This is a genomic window from Parafrankia discariae (genome assembly GCF_000373365.1).
GTDB classification, from domain to species: Bacteria; Actinomycetota; Actinomycetes; order Frankiales; family Frankiaceae; genus Parafrankia; species Parafrankia discariae.
Window position 1 is genome coordinate 98,647 of record NZ_KB891102.1, and the last position, 15,681, is coordinate 114,327.

At 73.7% G+C, this 15,681-nt stretch carries 13 protein-coding genes; 10 read left to right on the forward strand and 3 right to left on the reverse strand.

Translation table 11 applies throughout. From position 1 onward, the window contains the following. Positions 1-58 precede the first annotated feature (58 nt). From B056_RS0100335 to B056_RS34615, 4 genes are all read left to right on the forward strand, one after another. Complete coding sequence (locus B056_RS0100335) at positions 59-1,834, forward strand: glycosyltransferase family 39 protein (RefSeq protein WP_026239161.1); 1,776 nt, start codon at positions 59-61, stop codon at positions 1,832-1,834. Beyond that, positions 1,831-3,894, forward strand: coding sequence for a mannosyltransferase family protein (locus B056_RS0100340; RefSeq protein ID WP_230202748.1), 2,064 nt, complete (start codon positions 1,831-1,833; stop codon positions 3,892-3,894). Before B056_RS0100335 ends, B056_RS0100340 begins: the two co-directional genes overlap by 4 nt. A 237-nt stretch (positions 3,895-4,131) precedes the next feature. Continuing rightward, a complete protein-coding gene (locus B056_RS0100345; RefSeq protein ID WP_018499906.1) occupies positions 4,132-4,335 on the forward strand; it encodes a DUF5703 family protein in 204 nt (67 codons plus the stop codon). A 227-nt stretch (positions 4,336-4,562) separates the two neighbouring features. Further along, the gene (locus tag B056_RS34615) at positions 4,563-6,035 is read left to right on the forward strand and encodes an NAD(P)/FAD-dependent oxidoreductase (RefSeq protein ID WP_035749777.1); all 1,473 of its coding nucleotides are present in this window, start codon (positions 4,563-4,565) and stop codon (positions 6,033-6,035) included. Between the two features lie 155 nt (positions 6,036-6,190). Here B056_RS34615 and B056_RS0100355 read toward each other — a convergent pair whose 3' ends face one another. Next, entirely contained in the window at positions 6,191-7,522 is a 1,332-nt protein-coding gene (locus B056_RS0100355; protein WP_018499908.1) for a M20/M25/M40 family metallo-hydrolase, read from the reverse strand. 119 nt (positions 7,523-7,641) lie between these two features. Between B056_RS0100355 and B056_RS39175 the strand changes: the two genes are divergently transcribed. The 5 genes from B056_RS39175 to B056_RS0100385 all read left to right on the forward strand — a co-directional run bounded on the left by B056_RS39175 (position 7,642) and on the right by B056_RS0100385 (position 11,056). Next, positions 7,642-7,938, forward strand: a complete 297-nt coding sequence (locus B056_RS39175) for a hypothetical protein (RefSeq protein ID WP_018499909.1) — start codon at positions 7,642-7,644, stop codon at positions 7,936-7,938. Positions 7,939-8,097: 159 nt separating this feature from the next. Further along, the gene (locus tag B056_RS0100365) at positions 8,098-8,646 is read left to right on the forward strand and encodes a TM2 domain-containing protein (protein ID WP_026239163.1); all 549 of its coding nucleotides are present in this window, start codon (positions 8,098-8,100) and stop codon (positions 8,644-8,646) included. 57 nt (positions 8,647-8,703) lie between these two features. Continuing rightward, the gene (locus B056_RS0100370; RefSeq protein WP_018499911.1) at positions 8,704-9,126 is read left to right on the forward strand and encodes a DUF2752 domain-containing protein; all 423 of its coding nucleotides are present in this window, start codon (positions 8,704-8,706) and stop codon (positions 9,124-9,126) included. Between the two features lie 63 nt (positions 9,127-9,189). After that, complete coding sequence (locus B056_RS0100375; protein WP_018499912.1) at positions 9,190-10,167, forward strand: LLM class flavin-dependent oxidoreductase; 978 nt, start codon at positions 9,190-9,192, stop codon at positions 10,165-10,167. A gap of 520 nt (positions 10,168-10,687) precedes the next feature. Continuing rightward, complete coding sequence (locus B056_RS0100385; protein ID WP_018499914.1) at positions 10,688-11,056, forward strand: hypothetical protein; 369 nt, start codon at positions 10,688-10,690, stop codon at positions 11,054-11,056. A 191-nt stretch (positions 11,057-11,247) separates the two neighbouring features. Here the strand turns inward: B056_RS0100385 and B056_RS0100390 are convergent, their stop codons facing one another. Together B056_RS0100390 and B056_RS0100395 are read right to left on the reverse strand one after the other, a co-directional pair. Beyond that, positions 11,248-11,733, reverse strand: a complete 486-nt coding sequence (locus B056_RS0100390) for a DUF456 domain-containing protein (protein WP_018499915.1) — start codon at positions 11,731-11,733, stop codon at positions 11,248-11,250. Between the two features lie 85 nt (positions 11,734-11,818). After that, positions 11,819-13,474 (reverse strand): ABC-F family ATP-binding cassette domain-containing protein, encoded by a 1,656-nt coding sequence (locus tag B056_RS0100395; RefSeq protein WP_018499916.1) that lies wholly within the window; start codon positions 13,472-13,474, stop codon positions 11,819-11,821. Between the two features lie 407 nt (positions 13,475-13,881). Here B056_RS0100395 and B056_RS34625 point away from each other — a divergent pair, with 407 nt between their 5' ends. Then, a complete protein-coding gene (locus tag B056_RS34625) occupies positions 13,882-15,537 on the forward strand; it encodes a GGDEF domain-containing protein (protein WP_018499917.1) in 1,656 nt (551 codons plus the stop codon). The last annotated feature ends 144 nt before the right edge of the window (positions 15,538-15,681 follow it).

Sequence of the window (15,681 nt, forward strand, 5' to 3'; positions counted from 1 at the left end):
GTCCGCACCCGCGGACCTCGCCGTCGCAGTCGTGCCCCCGGTACCGAAGGGACTGACCGTGACCGACGTCGCGGTGCGGCCGGCGGAACACACCCCCGAGCCGGTCGACAGGGTCGGAGGCCGACCCGACCGCGAGCACCGGATCTTCCGGGGCGCGCTGGTGCTGATCATCGCCGCGGCGGTGCTGGTGCGTTTCATCGCCCGCCAGCCGCTGTGGCTCGACGAGGCACAGAGCGTGGCGATCGCCCGCCTGCCACTGTCCGGTACGGCGCCCACCATGTGGGACGGGCTCCTCCAGGACGGCTCGCCGCCCCTGTACTACATCCTGCTGCACCTGTGGATCAGCGTCTTCGGTGAGAGCACCGCGTCGGTGCGCGGGATGTCCGCGGTCATCAACCTGGGTTCCGCGGTGCCGGTCTTCTACCTCGGACGCCGGCTCGTCGGTGACCGCGGCGCGAAGGTCGCGGTGGTGCTGTACCTCACCTCGCCGTTCGCGCTGTACTTCGGCACCGAGACCCGGATGTACAGCCTGATCGTGCTGCTCACCGCGCTCGGCGGGCTGGCCCTGGAACGGGTGCTGCGCGCGCCGTCGGTGCGGAACGTGGTGCTGCTGGCCGTGGCGTCGGGATGCCTGGCCCTGACCCACTACTGGTGCCTCTACCTGCTGATGACCGTGGGTGCGTGGCTGGTCGGGCTGGTCTTCGTCCGGCCCCGGCTGGCGGCGGCGCGGGCCGCCCGGCGGGGCCGCGCCGGGCGTTCCGGGGCCCACTCGCGGGGCGGGCGCCGTCCGGGCGCACCGGCACCGGCGGGTGCGGGCGAGCAGCCCACGGCCGCGCAGCCCTCGGCCGCGCCCGAGCTGCTCGCCGACGCCGCCGGCGGCGCGCGCCGGGCCGTGCCCACCTGGCACCCCCGCGGCCCGGTCACCGGAATCGTCGGGATCATCGCCGGCGGCCTGGTGTTCTCTCCGTGGCTGCCGAACTTCCGCTCCCAGCTCGCCCACACCGGGACGCCCTGGGGCGAGCCGGCGAGCTTCGCCGCCGTCAGCCACGCCTACGGGCAGTGGGCCGGCGGGCCGACCACGCTCGGCCGGCTGCTGCTGTTCCTGATCACCGGCCTGGTCGCCGCCGGTATCGCCGGACGTCCGCTGGGCGGGCGGTTCGTCCTGCTCGACCTGAAGGGCCTCGAGCCCGGCCGCACGCTGTTCTTCCTGGCCACCGGGACGCTGATCGTCGCCGTGGCGGCCGGCAAGCTGGTGGGCAACGCCTGGGCCGACCGTTACACCGCGACGGCGTTCGTCCCGTTCCTGCTCGTGGTGGGCCTGGGCGCGACGATGCTGGCCGACCGCCGGGTGTTCCACGGCGTGGTCGTGGTCGCGGCGCTCGTCGGTGTCATCGCCGGGACGAGCGACGTGCGGCGGGAACGGTCCCAGGCCGGCGAGGCCGCGGCCGTCCTCACCCGCCTGGCCAGGCCGGGCGACATCCTGCTGGTGTGCCCGGACCAGCTCGGGCCGGGCCTCGCGCGCACCGTGCCGTCCTGGCTCAAGGTGTACGTCGTCCCGACCTACGCCGCCCCGGACCGGGTCGACTGGGTCGACTACGAGCAGCGCAACGAGTCCGCCAACGGCGTGGCGATCGCCCGCCGGGCGATCGCCGAGGCCGGCTCGAACACCGTGTTCATGGCCGGCTCGGGCGCCTACCGGACCTACGAGCAGCTGTGCACCCAGGTCCGGGCGACGTTGCAGGAGCAGCGGCCGGTGGCCGACGAGGTGATGGAGCAGGGTCTGCCGGCACGGGTCTACGAGAACTACGCCCTGCTGCGGTTCCGGCCCTCGTGACCACCGCGCGCGGCTGGCACCCGGGCGGACGTCAGCCGGATCCGGCCCGCCGCGAGCCCGCCGCGGGCATGACGGAGGGCGGCGGCCCGGATCCGGAGGGAAGCCAGGCGGCGCTGCCCGCCGCGCTCCCGCCAGGACCGCTCCCGGCCGGGCCCGCTCCGCTCCCGCCGGTCCCGGCCGGTCCCGGCCGGGACGGCGACAGCCCCCGCGTCGGCCCGGTCTACCTGGCCGGGCCGGCGTACGAGTCCTCGTTCGCCCCGTCCGGGCCACCCGCGCAGTCCGCCCCACCCGCGAGCCCCGTCCCGCCGGTGCCGCCCGCGCCCGCCGCGTGGGCGGACCCGGCGGGCTCCGGGAGCTCCTGGTTCGAGCCGGGACGTCCCAGCTACCCGGCGCTGCACCAGCCCACCCCGCCGGCCGTGATGCCGGAACCGGAACCGGAACCGGAACCGGCCGCCGCCTCACCGGGACCGGCGGCCAGGGACGAGCCGCCGATCAGGCCGTGGGGGGCGGCTCAGCCGGCAGCGCACCCGCCGGCACCGGCATGGGTACCGGAGGACTCGTGGGCGCCTGACCGTCGGACGGCTGACCGGTGGGCACCACTGCCGCCGGAAACGCCGGTGCCGGCACCACAGACACCGCCACCGCCAGCGGCGGCGGCGGCAGGAGCAGCAGCCGTATCGGCGGCGGAGCCGTTCGGGACGGATCCCGGCCCGGCCCGGGATCCGGTCGGGGGGACCGGGCCGGGCCAGCAACGCCTCTACGCCCGCGGCAGCCGGCGAAGGTCTACACGCGGCCCGGGTGGCGCCGACCACGGCCGGCCGGCGACGGCCGCGGACACCTCGACCCGGGCCGCGGCCGCTCTGGCCTGGGCGCGGCGCTGGTACCTGCGGGACGTGCTCGTCGCCTGGATCGCGGCGCGGGCAGTGGTGGGCGCGGCGCTGGCGCTGACCAGGTTCGTCGCGGACACCGTCGCCGGCGACAACGGCGCCACGCTGGACACCACGGACCTGCTCGGCTGGGACGCGGGCTGGTATCTCAACATCGCCGACAACGGCTACGACGCGGCCGGGGTCGAGAGCCGCCGGTTCTTCCCCCTGCTCCCCCTGCTGGTCCGGCTCTTCACCGCCCTGCCCGGCCTGGGCGGGCACAGCGGCCAGGTGCTGCTCGTCCTGGTGAACCTGATCGCCGTCCTGTTCGCCCTCGCCCTGGTCGGCATCGCGCGGGTCGAGGGGTTCGACGACGACACGGTGCGCCGGGTGATCTGGATCTCCGCGCTGGCCCCGCCGGCGTTCGTCCTGGTGATGGGCTACGCGGAGGCCCTGGCGGGGCTGCTGGCCGTCACCGCGTTCCTGGGCGCGCGGACCCGGCGCTGGGAGCTGGCGATGGCCGCCGGGCTGCTCGGCGGCCTGTGCCGGCCGCTGGGCCTGCTGCTGGTCGTCCCCGTCGCGATCGAGGCCGCCAGAGGGCTGCCGCTCCCCCTGGCCCGGCGCCTCGGCGCCCCACCGCCGGACCGCCTGGGTGCGACGTCACCGGACCGTTCGGGTGTCCCACCGCCGCCGCGGGCGGCCGCGACCGAGGCGCTCGCCCGGCTGTGCGCGGTGGCCGCGCCCGCGGCCGGGGCGGGGATCTACCTGCTGTGGTCGGCGGTGGTGCACGGCGACGGCCTCGCCCCGCTGACCATGCAGCGGGACGCGGCCCGCCACGGGAGCACGGCCAACCCGCTGCTGACCGTCGTCGACGCGGCGAAGGGCGCGCTGCACGGCGAGCTCGGTACCGCGCTGCACGTTCCCTGGCTGCTGCTGGCGGTCGTCGCGCTGGTGGTCATGGCCCGGGCCCTGCCGGTGTCCTATTGCGTGTGGTCGGGTCTCGTTCTCGCCGCGGTGCTGACGGGCAGCAATCTCGACTCCTCGGAGCGCTACCTGTACGGAGCATTTCCGTTCCTGCTCGTCGCCGCGCTGGTGACGGCGCGGCGCGAGATGTGGATGCTGGTGATCACCGTCTCGACCGCGGCGATGACCGTGTACGCGACGCTGGCGTTCACACTGTCCTACGTTCCCTGACCGGTCTCGCTCGTCTCGGATGTGACCCGCGGCTGATGATGGCTTGTGCTCGATGAGCCGTTACGCCAAGGTTTCCCCACGGGACACCCGTCGTTCGCCGAGGTGGGCGCGGGTTCGCGGGACAGGTCCGCGCCCGCACGGGCCGACGGGCGGCCGGCTGACGGCCGGCGGACGAGGCCGCGCGGGGGCGGCAGGGCGGCCGGCACCACGGGCCGGCGACCAGGAGGTGCATGTGCCTTGGCCGACAGGGAGCTCGAGTACCAGCGGCTGACGATGCCGCCGGGCACCGACCGCCGGACCGCGGTCGCCATTCTCACCCTGCACGCCGAGTTCGGGGACTGGGAGCTCGAGCGCTCCCGCATCTACCCCGACGGGACCCGCCGAGTGGTGCTACGCCGGCGGCGCCGTCCGGGCGGTCTGCCGGGATATCTCCCCACCTGAAGTTCGCCGTTGGCGGCCTGGAAAGGCCCGCCCGACGCCGCCGGTCACCAGCCCCGCCCGGATAGACACAACACCCCGGGACGAGTGCGTGGTCGGCCGTCGGGAACGCCGCGTGGCGGGACGTGAGTATCAACACGATCTCCCTACGGCTTCACGGCGGAAGATGGAGAGGCGGACGGACCGTGCACCACTTCCGTCAGACACCCATCGGCACGTGGGGAGCGATTGTGACCGCTACGAGCGACGAACACCAAAAGCACCGGGTCGTGATCATCGGCTCGGGTTTCGGCGGGTTGTTCGCCGCGCAGGCCCTGCGGCGCGAGCCCGTCGAGGTGACTGTCGTCGCGAAGACCACACATCACCTGTTCCAGCCGCTGCTCTACCAGGTCGCGACGGGCATCCTGTCCGAGGGGGAGATCGCCCCGACCACGCGTGAGGTACTGCGCCGCCAGGAGAACGTGAAGGTGGAACTCGGCGAGGTCGTGTCCATCGACCTCGCGGCGAAGTCCGTGACGTCCAACCTGCTCGGGCGCACGGACGTACAGCACTACGACAGTCTCATCGTCGCGGCCGGCGCCGGTCAGTCCTATTTCGGCAACGACCACTTCGCCGAGCACGCGCCCGGCATGAAGAGCATCGATGACGCGCTGGAGCTGCGCGGGCGCATCTTCGGCGTGTTCGAGGTGGCGGAGACGACAACCGACCCGGCCGACGCCGCGCGTTACATGACGTTCGTCGTCGTCGGCGCCGGGCCGACCGGCGTGGAGATGGCCGGGCAGATCGCCGAGCTGTCGCACCGCACGCTCCGGCAGGACTTCCGGCGCATCGACACGACGAAGGCACGGATCATCCTGCTCGACGCCGCCCCGTCGGTGCTCGGCACGTTCGGCGAGAAGCTGGCCGCCAAGGCCACCGCCAAGCTGGAGAAGCTCGGCGTCGAGATCCAGCTCGGCGCCCGCGTGGTCAACGTCGACTCCCGCGGGATCGATGTGGAGGACTCCGACGGCACCCGCCGCCGGATCGAGTCGGTCTGCAAGATCTGGGCCGCCGGCGTCGCGGCCAGCCCGCTCGGCAAGCAGCTCGCCGAGCAGTCCGGCGCGGTCCTCGACCGGGCGGGCCGCATCCAGGTGCAGCCCGACCTGACGCTGCCCGGGCACCCCGAGGTGTTCGTCGTCGGTGACATGGCCACCCTCGACCGGCTGCCCGGTGTGGCCCAGGTCGCGATCCAGGGCGGCAAGTACGCCGCGAAGACGATCAGCACCCGGCTGCGCGGTGGCCCGCCGATGCGGAACTTCGAGTACAAGGACAAGGGCAGCATGGCCACGATCTCGCGCTTCAGCGCCGTGGCCAGCATCAAGGGCGTCCAGCTCAGCGGGTTCGTCGCCTGGCTGATGTGGCTCGCCGTGCACCTCGTCTACATCATCGGGTTCAAGCACCGGGTGACGACCCTGCTGCACTGGACGGTCAGCTTCATCGGCCGGGGCCGCTCCGAGCGGACGGTGACCACGCAGCAGACCTTCGCCCGTTCGGCGCTGCAGCGGCTGGGCGATGGCTTCATGCCGACGCTGCCCGACGACTGGGCCTCCCGGGGCCCCTCGGCGGCGACCCGCCCGGTGGGGCAGCCCGGCACCGTCCCGACGGCCCGCAAGGCGCCGGCCGGCAACCCGGCGCCGGGCAGCGCGTCCACCGGCACCGCCTGATCCCGGGGTTCACCCCGACCGCACGGCCCGTCCGCATCCCCCGTCCGCACCGCCTGACCACCCGGCCCGTGCGCACGGCCTCCGTGAACCGGCCCGGACCTGCAGGTCCGGGCCGGTTCACGCGTCAGGATGCTGTCGCCTCAGAAGGCGGCCGGTCAGGAGGCGGCGAGGAAACGGTCCAGGACCCGGACCCCGAACCGCAGGGCGTCGACGGGCACCCGCTCGTCCACGCCGTGGAACATGCCGGCGAAGTCGAGGTCCGGCGGGAGCAGCAGCGGGGAGAACCCGAAGCAGCGGATGCCCAGCCGGGAGAACGACTTCGCGTCGGTGCCGCCGGAGAGCATGTACGGGACGGCCCGGGCCGCCGGGTCCTCCGCGCGCAGTGCCGAGGCCATCGCGTCCACCAGCGGGCCGTCGAACCCGGTCTCCAGCGCCTGGTCGTTCACCACCCACTCGCGCCGGACCTCCGGCCCGAGCAGCTCGTCGACCTGACGCAGGAACTCCTCCTCCTGCCCGGGCAGGTAGCGACCGTCGACGTAGGCCACGGCCTCGCCCGGGATCACGTTGACCTTGTGCCCGGCGGCGAGCTGCGTGGGGTTCACCGTGTTGCGGATCGTCGCCCCGATCATGCGGGCGATCGGGCCGAGCTTCGCGACCGTGGTCTCCAGGTCGTCCGCGTCGAGCTCGATGCCCAGCGCCTCGCCGATCGAGTCGAGGAAGACCCGCACGGTCGGGGTCACCACGATGGGGAACTGGTGCCGGCCGAGCCGGGCGACCGCCTCGCACAGCTTGGTGACCGCGTTGTCCTCGCTGATCATCGATCCGTGCCCGGCCCGGCCGGCGACGGTCAGCTTCATCCAGGCGATGCCCTTCTGCGCCGTCTCGATCAGGTACAGCCGCAGGTCGTCCGAGACGGTGTAGGAGAACCCGCCGACCTCGCTGATCGCCTCGGTGCAGTCGGCGAAGTGGTCGGGATGGTTGTCGACCAGCCACCGCGCGCCGAGGGTCCCACCGGCCTCCTCGTCCGCCACGAAGGCGACGACGAGATCACGCGACGGCCGCCGGCCCGACCGGGCCATGTCGCGCACGACGGCGAGCGTCATCGCGTCCATGTCCTTCATGTCGATGGCGCCGCGCCCCCACAGGCAGCCATCGGCCTCCTCACCCGAGAAGGGGTGCACCCGCCACTCGGACGGGTCGGCGGGCACGACGTCCAGATGGCCGTGGATGAGCAGCGGGGAGCGGGACGGGTCGGTGCCCTCCAGCCTGGCCACGACGCTCGTGCGGCCGGGCGCGGACTCGAGCAGCACCGGCTCCAGCCCGACCTCGGCCAGCTTGCCGGCCACGTACTCGGCGATGGGCCGCTCGTGGCCGTCACCGTTCCCGTGGTTCACCGATTCGAAGCGCAGCAGGTCCCTACACAGATCCACGACCTCGGACTCGGCGGGGGCGGGGGCGGCGGTGGGATCACGGGGCGCGTTTGCCATGCCTCCAGTCTGCCCCGCGCGGCATGCGGTCGCCGGGGCGGGGACGTACCTTCACAGGTGCACGTTGCCGGCCGGTTTCAGGTCCCACAACGACCGATCACCCGGTAGGAGGACCAGCCATGACGCTGTACCGGTGCCCACGCGACGACCTGGGGTGCACTGCCCTCTTCCCAACCACCGGCGACCTCGACGACCACCTTCGGGCGCGGCACGAGTACGGGCGGGTGTGGCGGCTGACGTCGAGCCTGGGCCACGTGCGGGTGCTGCCCGTCGGGCCGAAGGCGCAGCGCCGGGTGCCCGGCGGGCGGGCGGCGCGAACGGCCCGGACGGCCGGGGCGGCGCGGCGCGGCCGGGATGGCCCGGGGGCACGGGCGCGCTCGACCGGCTCGGGTGGAGGCACCCGCGCGAGCGGCTAGCGGCGTGCCGCGGAGCCTCCGTCGTCGTACGCCGCCCGCGATGTCCGCCATCCGACGCCAGGCTGGCCGGCTCGGAGATCCCGCCGGCCGGTATCTTCCGGAAGCCACGACACCGCCCGGGCGCGCGAACCCGAGCACCGGTACCGGATGGAGCCGCCGATGACCACGCCAGGACAGCCGCCCAGCTACGGCGAGGGCTATCCCGGTCAGGGCCACCCCGGTCCGGATCTCTCGAAGAACCCCGGCTACGGGCCGCCGCCCGGCGGGTACCCCGCGGGCCAGCCCGACCCCGGCTACGGGCCCCCGACCGGCGGGTACCCCGCGGGCCAGCCGGATCCCGGCTATGGTCCCCCGCCGGGCTATCCGCCCCCGCCGGGTTACGCCCCCGGGTACGGGCCGCCGCCGCCCGGGTACGGCCCGCCCGGGTACCCCGGCGGTTACGGCCCGGGTGGGTTCGACCCCTCCGCGCCGTTCGGCCGGCATCCGATCACCGGTGAGCCCTACTCGGACAAGCAGAAGATCGTCGCCGGCCTGCTGCAGATCTTCCTGGGCTGTTTCGGCGTCGGGCGTTTCTACCTCGGCAGCGCGGGCATCGGGGTGGCCCAGCTCCTCACCTGCGGCGGTCTGGGCGTCTGGGCGCTGGTGGACGGCGTCCTGATACTCACGGGCAACGTCCGGGACCAGTACGGCCGTCCGCTGCGGGACTGACCGCGGCGCTCGGCGGGACCGGCCGGCGGGCGCCGGCCGGAGTCGGGAGGGAACGGCATGACCACCACCGGGCTGTGGGCCGACCGCGGCCGGCGGCGGCTGGCACTGGCGGGCGCCGGCGGCTGCCTGCTCGCCGGGCTCGGCTACCTGGCCGGCACCGACCCGCACGACCCGTCGTCCCTGCTGCCGCGGTGCCCGGTCCGGGCGGTCACCGGGCTGGACTGCCCGGCCTGCGGCGGCCTGCGACTGACCTACGACCTGTTGCACGGCATGCCGGCCGCGGCCGTCCGCGACAACCTGTTCCTCCTGGTCTGCTCGCCGCTGCTGGTCATCCTCGTCCTGCGGCAGGCCCGCGCCTTCGACCGCGGCCGCCCCGCGCCGCTGCCGCGGGCCGTGGGCTACGGGCTCGCCGGCGCGGCGCTGGCCTGGATGGCGGTGCGCAACCTGCCCGGATGGCCGCTCACCCCGACCTCGGGCTGAGCCCGGCTCCCCCCGGGTGGCGCTCCGGTGGTGAGTCGCGCCACGTTCTGCCAGGTTGTTCCCATGGTCCCCGATGACCCGATCGCCCCGGCGGCATCGCCCGCGCCGGCCACGGCCGCCGCGGCGCCGGCCCGTGTGCTGCCCGAGGTCTGGTTGTTCCTCCCCCAGATGCGGATGAGCTTCCCCCGGCTGCTGGACCGGGTGCGGGCGGCGGAGGCGGCCGGGTTCGACGGTGTCGCGTTCATGGATCACCTGGCCCCGCCCGGGCTGCCCGCCGGGGACAGCTTCGACGCGATGACGACGGCGACGGCCGCGCTGGCAGCCACCAGCCGGCTGCGGGTCGGCCACCTGGTGCTGTGCGCGTCGTTCCGCCATCCGGCGATGCTCGCCAAGGAGGCGGTCAGCCTTGACCATCTCTCCGGCGGGCGCTTCGAGCTTGGCCTGGGCTGGGGGTCCGCGCCAGCCGAACTCGAACGGTTCGGCCTGCCGGTCGAGGACAACCCGACCCGCGCCGCCCGGCTCGCCGAGTACCTGGAGGTGCTCGGCGCCCTGTTCGGCGGCGAGGAGGTGACCCACGAGGGCCGTTTCTTCACCCTGCGCGGGGCGTCGCAGCACCCGGTGCCGGTGAACGGGCGGATCCCGCTGCTGCTGGGCGGTGCCGGCCCGAAGCTGACGATGCCGCTGGTCGCCCGGCACGCCGACTGGTGGAACTGTCCGACCTACGGGCTGCGCGACCTCGCCGAGCTGCGTCCCCTCGCCGGTGGCGCGCGGCTGTCGACCCAGCACCCGGTCGGTTTCGCGGCGAGCGGGGTGGAGCTCGACGACGTCACGGCTCTCGCCCGGCGGCGTTTCGGGAACTGGGGTGGCCTGGTGGTCGGAACCCCGGACACGCTCGCCGACCACTTCGGTGAGCTGGCGGCGCTCGGCGTCGAGCGTTTCTACCTGCAGTTCACCGACTTCGCGACGCCCGCGACGATCGCGGCGTTCGCTCGCGACGTCCTGCCCGCCGTGCGCCGGACCGCGCCGACCGCCCGCGGCTGACCGCCGCCCGTCAGGGCTGCCGCCGGTACCGGGCCGGGCGCGGGCCGTCGACATCGCTCGAGACCACGACCAGCCGCCGCGCGCCGAACAGAGGCACCAGGATCGGCGTCATCAGCCCGCCGCCGCCCAGTCGGTCAGCCGCCGCCACGAACCCCGCGAAGCAGCCCGGCCAGTATTACCAGCGGATCAACGTCCATCAGATAAACGTCCAGCAGATAACCGTTACTCGGGGCGACATCGGCCCGGGGCCCGGGTGGACACCGGTCGCGATCGAAAGAATGGCACCGAGACCGGCGAACCGGCAACCGGAAAACGCCCACAGGAATACCTGTCATCTCCACGAAAACCCATTCGCAACAACACGGCGTCCAGTTCCACCACCGCCGACACGACCCGGAATCAGCCGTGGTCAAATCTCCACAATCTCACGGCACCTAGATTCTTTGTTTGGGGAGAGCGCCGGGTGGCGAGACCCTTTTTCGGGGGCGGGTCAGCCGCACCCGAAACCGGTAATGGGGGAATGATGGGAAAGTCCGCTCCACGCAGGATCCTCGCGCTGGTCGCCACCAGCGCCGCCGCCGTGACCCTGGGCCTGGGCCCGGGTGCCGGCGCCGCACAGGCCTTCAGCGACTGGGACGACAAGGGGTGCCACCACCAGCAGCACTGGGACGACAAGGACTGGAGGAACTCGAAGGACAAGGACTGCTGGAAGAAAGACGAATGGAAGAAAGACGAGTGGCGGAAGGACGATTGGCGAAAGGACGACAAGTGGCAGAAGGACGAGTGGCGAAAGGACGACAAGTGGCGGAAGGATGATTGGCGAAAGGACAACAGGTGGAAGAAGGACGATCGGAAGAAGGATGACTGGGACTGGGACTGGGACTGGTGATCGGACGGTTCGTCGACTGAACCACTTATCCGGTCACCTCCAGACGATCATCGGACGACAGCGCCGGGGAATAGAGATGACTCGCGACACGCCGCTTTCCGCCATCGCGAACCACAGTTCCCCGGCGCGCTTCCCTTTTTTCCGGTACCGGCCCCCCCACGCCGCGCGCCCGGCCCCGGATGACTACCGGCTCAGCTGACGAGCTCGCCGACACCCCAGGTCACGGCCATCGCGACGGCCGCCCCGAGCTCGACGAGCAGCCCGACGCCGAAGGCGACGACGGCGGCCCAGGTGGAGGCCGCGGCCCGCCGGGCGTCGCGCAGGCGGGTGAGCTCCGCGAGGTAGATGCCCGCGAGCCCGCCGACGAGCAGGCCGAGGACCGGCACCACGAAGAAGCCGATGACGGCGCAGACCGCACCGACGATCATCGTTGAGAACGGCGCGCCGGCGGCCGACGCGGCCCGGTTCGGCAGCACGTACTTGGCGAGCGCGCCGGCGACGAACAGCACGGTCATGACCGCGAGCACCGCCCAGCGGGCAGCGCCGCCGCCGTCCGCGATCGTCCACCAGACTCCGGCGCCCCAGACGAGGAGCAGGCCGGGCAGCACCGGCACGACCACCCCGACGACGCCGACGGCCATCACCAGCGCCACGGCGAGCAGTTCGACACCGTTCATGACGACGGCCTCCCGGTACCCGGCTGCAGGATGCCCCGCTCGCGCGGCTGGCACGCTCCGCCCGAAAACACCCGTCCCGCCGGTGTCACGCGGGGGCCTCGGTGACCTGGCCGTCCGCCACGCTCAGGCGTCGGGTCACCCGCACGGCCTCGAGCAGCCGCCGATCGTGGGTGACCAGCAGCAGCGTCCCCTCGAACCCCTCGACTGCCTGTTCGAGCTGCTCGATCGCGGGCAGGTCGAGGTGGTTCGTCGGCTCGTCGAGGACCAGGCAGTTCACTCCGGCGCCCTGCAGGAGCGCGAGGGCCGCCCTGGTCCGCTCGCCGGGCGACAGGGACGACGCGGGCCTGGTCATCTGGTCCGGGCCCAGCCCGAACTTCGCGAACAGGGTCCGGACGTCGGCCGGGGAGGCCCCGGTCGCCACCTCGGCGACCTCGGCCGCCGTCGACTCGCCGCGGAAGTGGGTGCGGGCCTGGTCGACCTCGCCGAGAAGCACCCCGGAGCCGAGCGAGTGCCGGCCGGCGGTCAGCGGCTGGCGGCCGAGCAGCGCGGCCAGCAGCGTGCTCTTCCCGCCGCCGTTACGGCCGGTGATCACGATCCGGTCCGCCCAGGCGACGGTGAGGTCGACCGGGCCGAGCCGGAATCCGGGCCGCTCGACGACGGCGCCGGCCAGCGTGGCCACCACGTCGCCGGACCGGGGGGCGGGGGCGATCGACATGCGCAGCTGCCACTCCTTGCGCGGCTCGGCCACCGCCTCGTCGCCGCGCTCCATCCGGTCGAGCTGGGTCTGCAGGGTGCGGACCCGTCCGGCGCTCTTGGTGGCGGCCTCGATCCGCGCGCCGCGCGCCGAGCGGTCCGAGTCCGGCGACCGGCGCTTCGCCCGGACGGCTCCGCGCACCGACTGCTCCCGCTGACGCTGGACCTGCTCCACCAGCCCGGCCCGCCGGTCGGCGTAACGCTCGAAGCGCTCCCGGGCCTGGCGCCGGGCCAGGCCCCGGGCCTCCAGGTAGGCGTCCCAGCCGCCGGCGTACCGGGTGACGCCGTGCCGGTGCTGGTCGATCTCGGCGACGGCGTCGATGGACCGGTCGAGGAACTCCCGGTCGTGGCTGACCACCACCAGCGCGCCCGACATCTGCGCGACGTACCGCTCCAGTCGTTCCAGACCGTCGAAGTCCAGATCGTTGGTCGGCTCGTCGAGCAGGGTGATGTCGAAGCGGGACAGCAGGATGCTCGCGAGCGAGCCGCGCGCGGCCTGCCCGCCGGACAGCGTCGCGGTCGGGCGGTCGAGCGCCCCGGCGGGCAGCCCGAGATCGGCGACGACCTGCTCGGCGCGGACGTCCAGGTCGGCGGCGCCGATCGCGAGCCACCGCTCCAGCGCCAGGCTGTACCCGTCGTCCGCGCCGACGACGCCGGTCGTCAGGTCCTCGGTCGCGGCGTCCAGCGCCTGCTGGGCCGCCGCGACGCCGGTGCGTCGGGCGAGGTACTCACGCAGGGTCTCGTCGTCGCGCCGGTCCGGCTCCTGGGGCAGCAGCCCGACCACGGCGGTGGGCGGCGAGAGCTCGACCCGTCCGCTGTCGAGCCGGACCAGGCCGGCCAGCGCCCGCAGCAGCGTCGACTTGCCGACGCCGTTGGGCCCGACCACACCGAGGCGATCACCGGGGGCGACGGTCAGGGACACCCCTTCGAGGACGACGGTGCCGCCCCGCAGCACGGTCAGATCGGTGGCGACGAGAGTGGCGGACATGCGTCCAGTGTCCCTGGCCGGAAATCCGTCCCGCCCAGGCGTTCACCGCCACGCGCCGCCGGGACCAGGAACGGCCGGCCCGATGGGGTGATCCCGCCCGGACTCCACCACAAATCGCTTACTTAAAGTAGTTTCATATGTTCATTAAGTTAGCTGGGGTCTACGATGGACCCACAATGGGTCGGACCGGCGCCAGATCACCCTTCCCGGTCGAGCTGGACGCGGGTTCAGCGCGACCGGGGGTTCGCCCACCCCCGGCACCCCCGGCATCCCCGGCGTCTCGGGGCTCCGCCGGCGGTCGGTCCGGCTTCGACCGCGCGGGCGGCATCCTCACGCCGCGGGTCCGGGCCCACGGTGCCAGGCGAGGGAGCGGCCAGGTTTTCCGCCGCGCCGCGATCGCCGCCCTCGTGGTCCTCGCCGCCACCGCGCTCGCGCTGCCGATCCTGCCCGGACGCCCCGAGCTCGTGCTCGTCCATCTCGTCGACACCGGCTGCCTGGTGCTCGGCGGAGGTGCCTGCCTGTGGGCCGGGCTGCGCGAGCGCGGCGCCGAGCGGGCGTGGCGGCTGCTGGTCGGCGCGATGGTGCTGTCCCTCGGCCTGGCGTCCGGCGCGGTCGTCCGGGACATCATCTTCAACCACAGCGGGCCGATCCCCAGACTGACCTCCGCGACCCTGCTGTACCTCGTCCCGGCGGCCGCGGGCTTCGCGGGCCTGCTGTGCGTGCCGTCCGAGCCCTACGACCTGGCTCTGCACGGACGGGGCGACGGCCGGGACCGACGATGGCTGCTGATCACCGCGCTCGACAGCCTGATCGTCGTCGGAGCGGTGGCGCTGCTGCTCTGGACGCTCATCCTGCGTCGCGCCGCGCTCTCGCCGACGGCCTCGCCCGATCTGCCCTATTTCATGATCAGCCCACTGGTCGCCGGGCTGCTCAGCATCGTCGTCGTGCTGACGGCCGCGTTCCGCCGGCCGCGGTCACCGCACAGCCTGGCCATGCTCGGCGCCGGCATCATCGTGTTCTCGTTCTCGTCGGCGGCGCACGCCTACGCGGCGGCCCGCGGGCGGACCGACCTCCCCCGCGTCATAGACCTCGGCTTCGCCGTCGGCGCGCTGTGCATCGCGCTGGCCGCCCTGCTCCCGCCGGCCGCGATCCCGGCGGGCGCCGAGGAGCGGGGCCGGCCGCGCCGCCACTGGTGGCACGCGGTCCTGCCCTACCTCCCGGTGCTCGTGGCCGGGACGGGGGCCCTTCTGCAGTCCGGCGCGGGGGACCTCGGCCGGCGGGCGGAGATCTGGGCGCTGCTGGCGCTGCTCGCGCTGGCCCTCGTCCGGCAGATGGTCACCATGGTGGACAACACCCGGCTGCTGACACGCGTCGAGGAGAAACAGCGGCAACTGCGCCACCAGGCCTTCCACGATCCGCTCACCGGGCTGGCGAACCGGGCGCTGTTCGCCGAGCGGCTCACCCGGGCCCTGGCCGACCGCGAACGCCATCCACGCGGACTGGCCGTCCTGTTCTGCGACCTGGACGACTTCAAGGACGTCAACGACGTGCTCGGCCACGCGGCCGGCGACGAACTACTCAAGATCACGGCGGCTCGGCTCGCCGCGCAGGTCCGGCCCACCGACACCGTCGCCCGCTTCGGCGGTGACGAGTTCGCGATCCTGCTCGAGTCGGACGGGAACGACCCCGCGGCGGTCGGCCGGCGGCTGGCCGAAGCTGTCCGGGCCCCCGCCCGCCTGGCCCGGACGACCTACACGATCGCCGTGAGCGTCGGCCTGGTCACCGTCGGCCCGGACTCGGGACCGACCTCGGCCGAGAACCTGCTGCACCGCGCCGACCTGGCGATGTACCAGGCGAAGAGTGCGTGGAAGCGAGATCCCGCGGGCGGCCGACCGGTGTCGCGCCCGACGCTGACCACGACCCGGTGCGACGGCCCCGGCCGGCTGGGGGCACCGCCGCGCGCCTCCCCACTCGACAGGTCGCCGCCGCCCGGTGTCCCGGGAGCCGCCGCCGGACCTGTCCGACCGGGACGCGACCGCCAGAACACCCGCGGAATAGGCTGATCAGGCCCCGTATCGCCCGATCTCGGCAACTGCCGCAGCCCTGCCCCGCCGCGTCGGCGCGCATGCCGGGGCGAGCAGCGCCGGCCGAGCGGCCCGCGGGCCCGCATTTCCTCGGGGAGGCCCACACCGGTGACCAGCAGGCGG

Bases quoted from the DNA above. Each gene is read 5' to 3' on its own strand.
- B056_RS0100355 (WP_018499908.1), bottom strand. From the start codon at position 7,522: ATGGCAAACGCGCCCCGTGATCCCACCGCCGCCCCCGCCCCCGCCGAG.
- B056_RS0100385 (WP_018499914.1), top strand. From the start codon at position 10,688: ATGATGGGAAAGTCCGCTCCACGCAGGATCCTCGCGCTGGTCGCCACC.
- B056_RS0100390 (WP_018499915.1), bottom strand. From the start codon at position 11,733: ATGAACGGTGTCGAACTGCTCGCCGTGGCGCTGGTGATGGCCGTCGGC.
- B056_RS0100370 (WP_018499911.1), top strand. From the start codon at position 8,704: ATGACCACCACCGGGCTGTGGGCCGACCGCGGCCGGCGGCGGCTGGCA.
- B056_RS39175 (WP_018499909.1), top strand. From the start codon at position 7,642: ATGACGCTGTACCGGTGCCCACGCGACGACCTGGGGTGCACTGCCCTC.
- B056_RS0100375 (WP_018499912.1), top strand. From the start codon at position 9,190: ATGGTCCCCGATGACCCGATCGCCCCGGCGGCATCGCCCGCGCCGGCC.
- B056_RS0100365 (WP_026239163.1), top strand. From the start codon at position 8,098: ATGACCACGCCAGGACAGCCGCCCAGCTACGGCGAGGGCTATCCCGGT.
- B056_RS0100395 (WP_018499916.1), bottom strand. From the start codon at position 13,474: ATGTCCGCCACTCTCGTCGCCACCGATCTGACCGTGCTGCGGGGCGGC.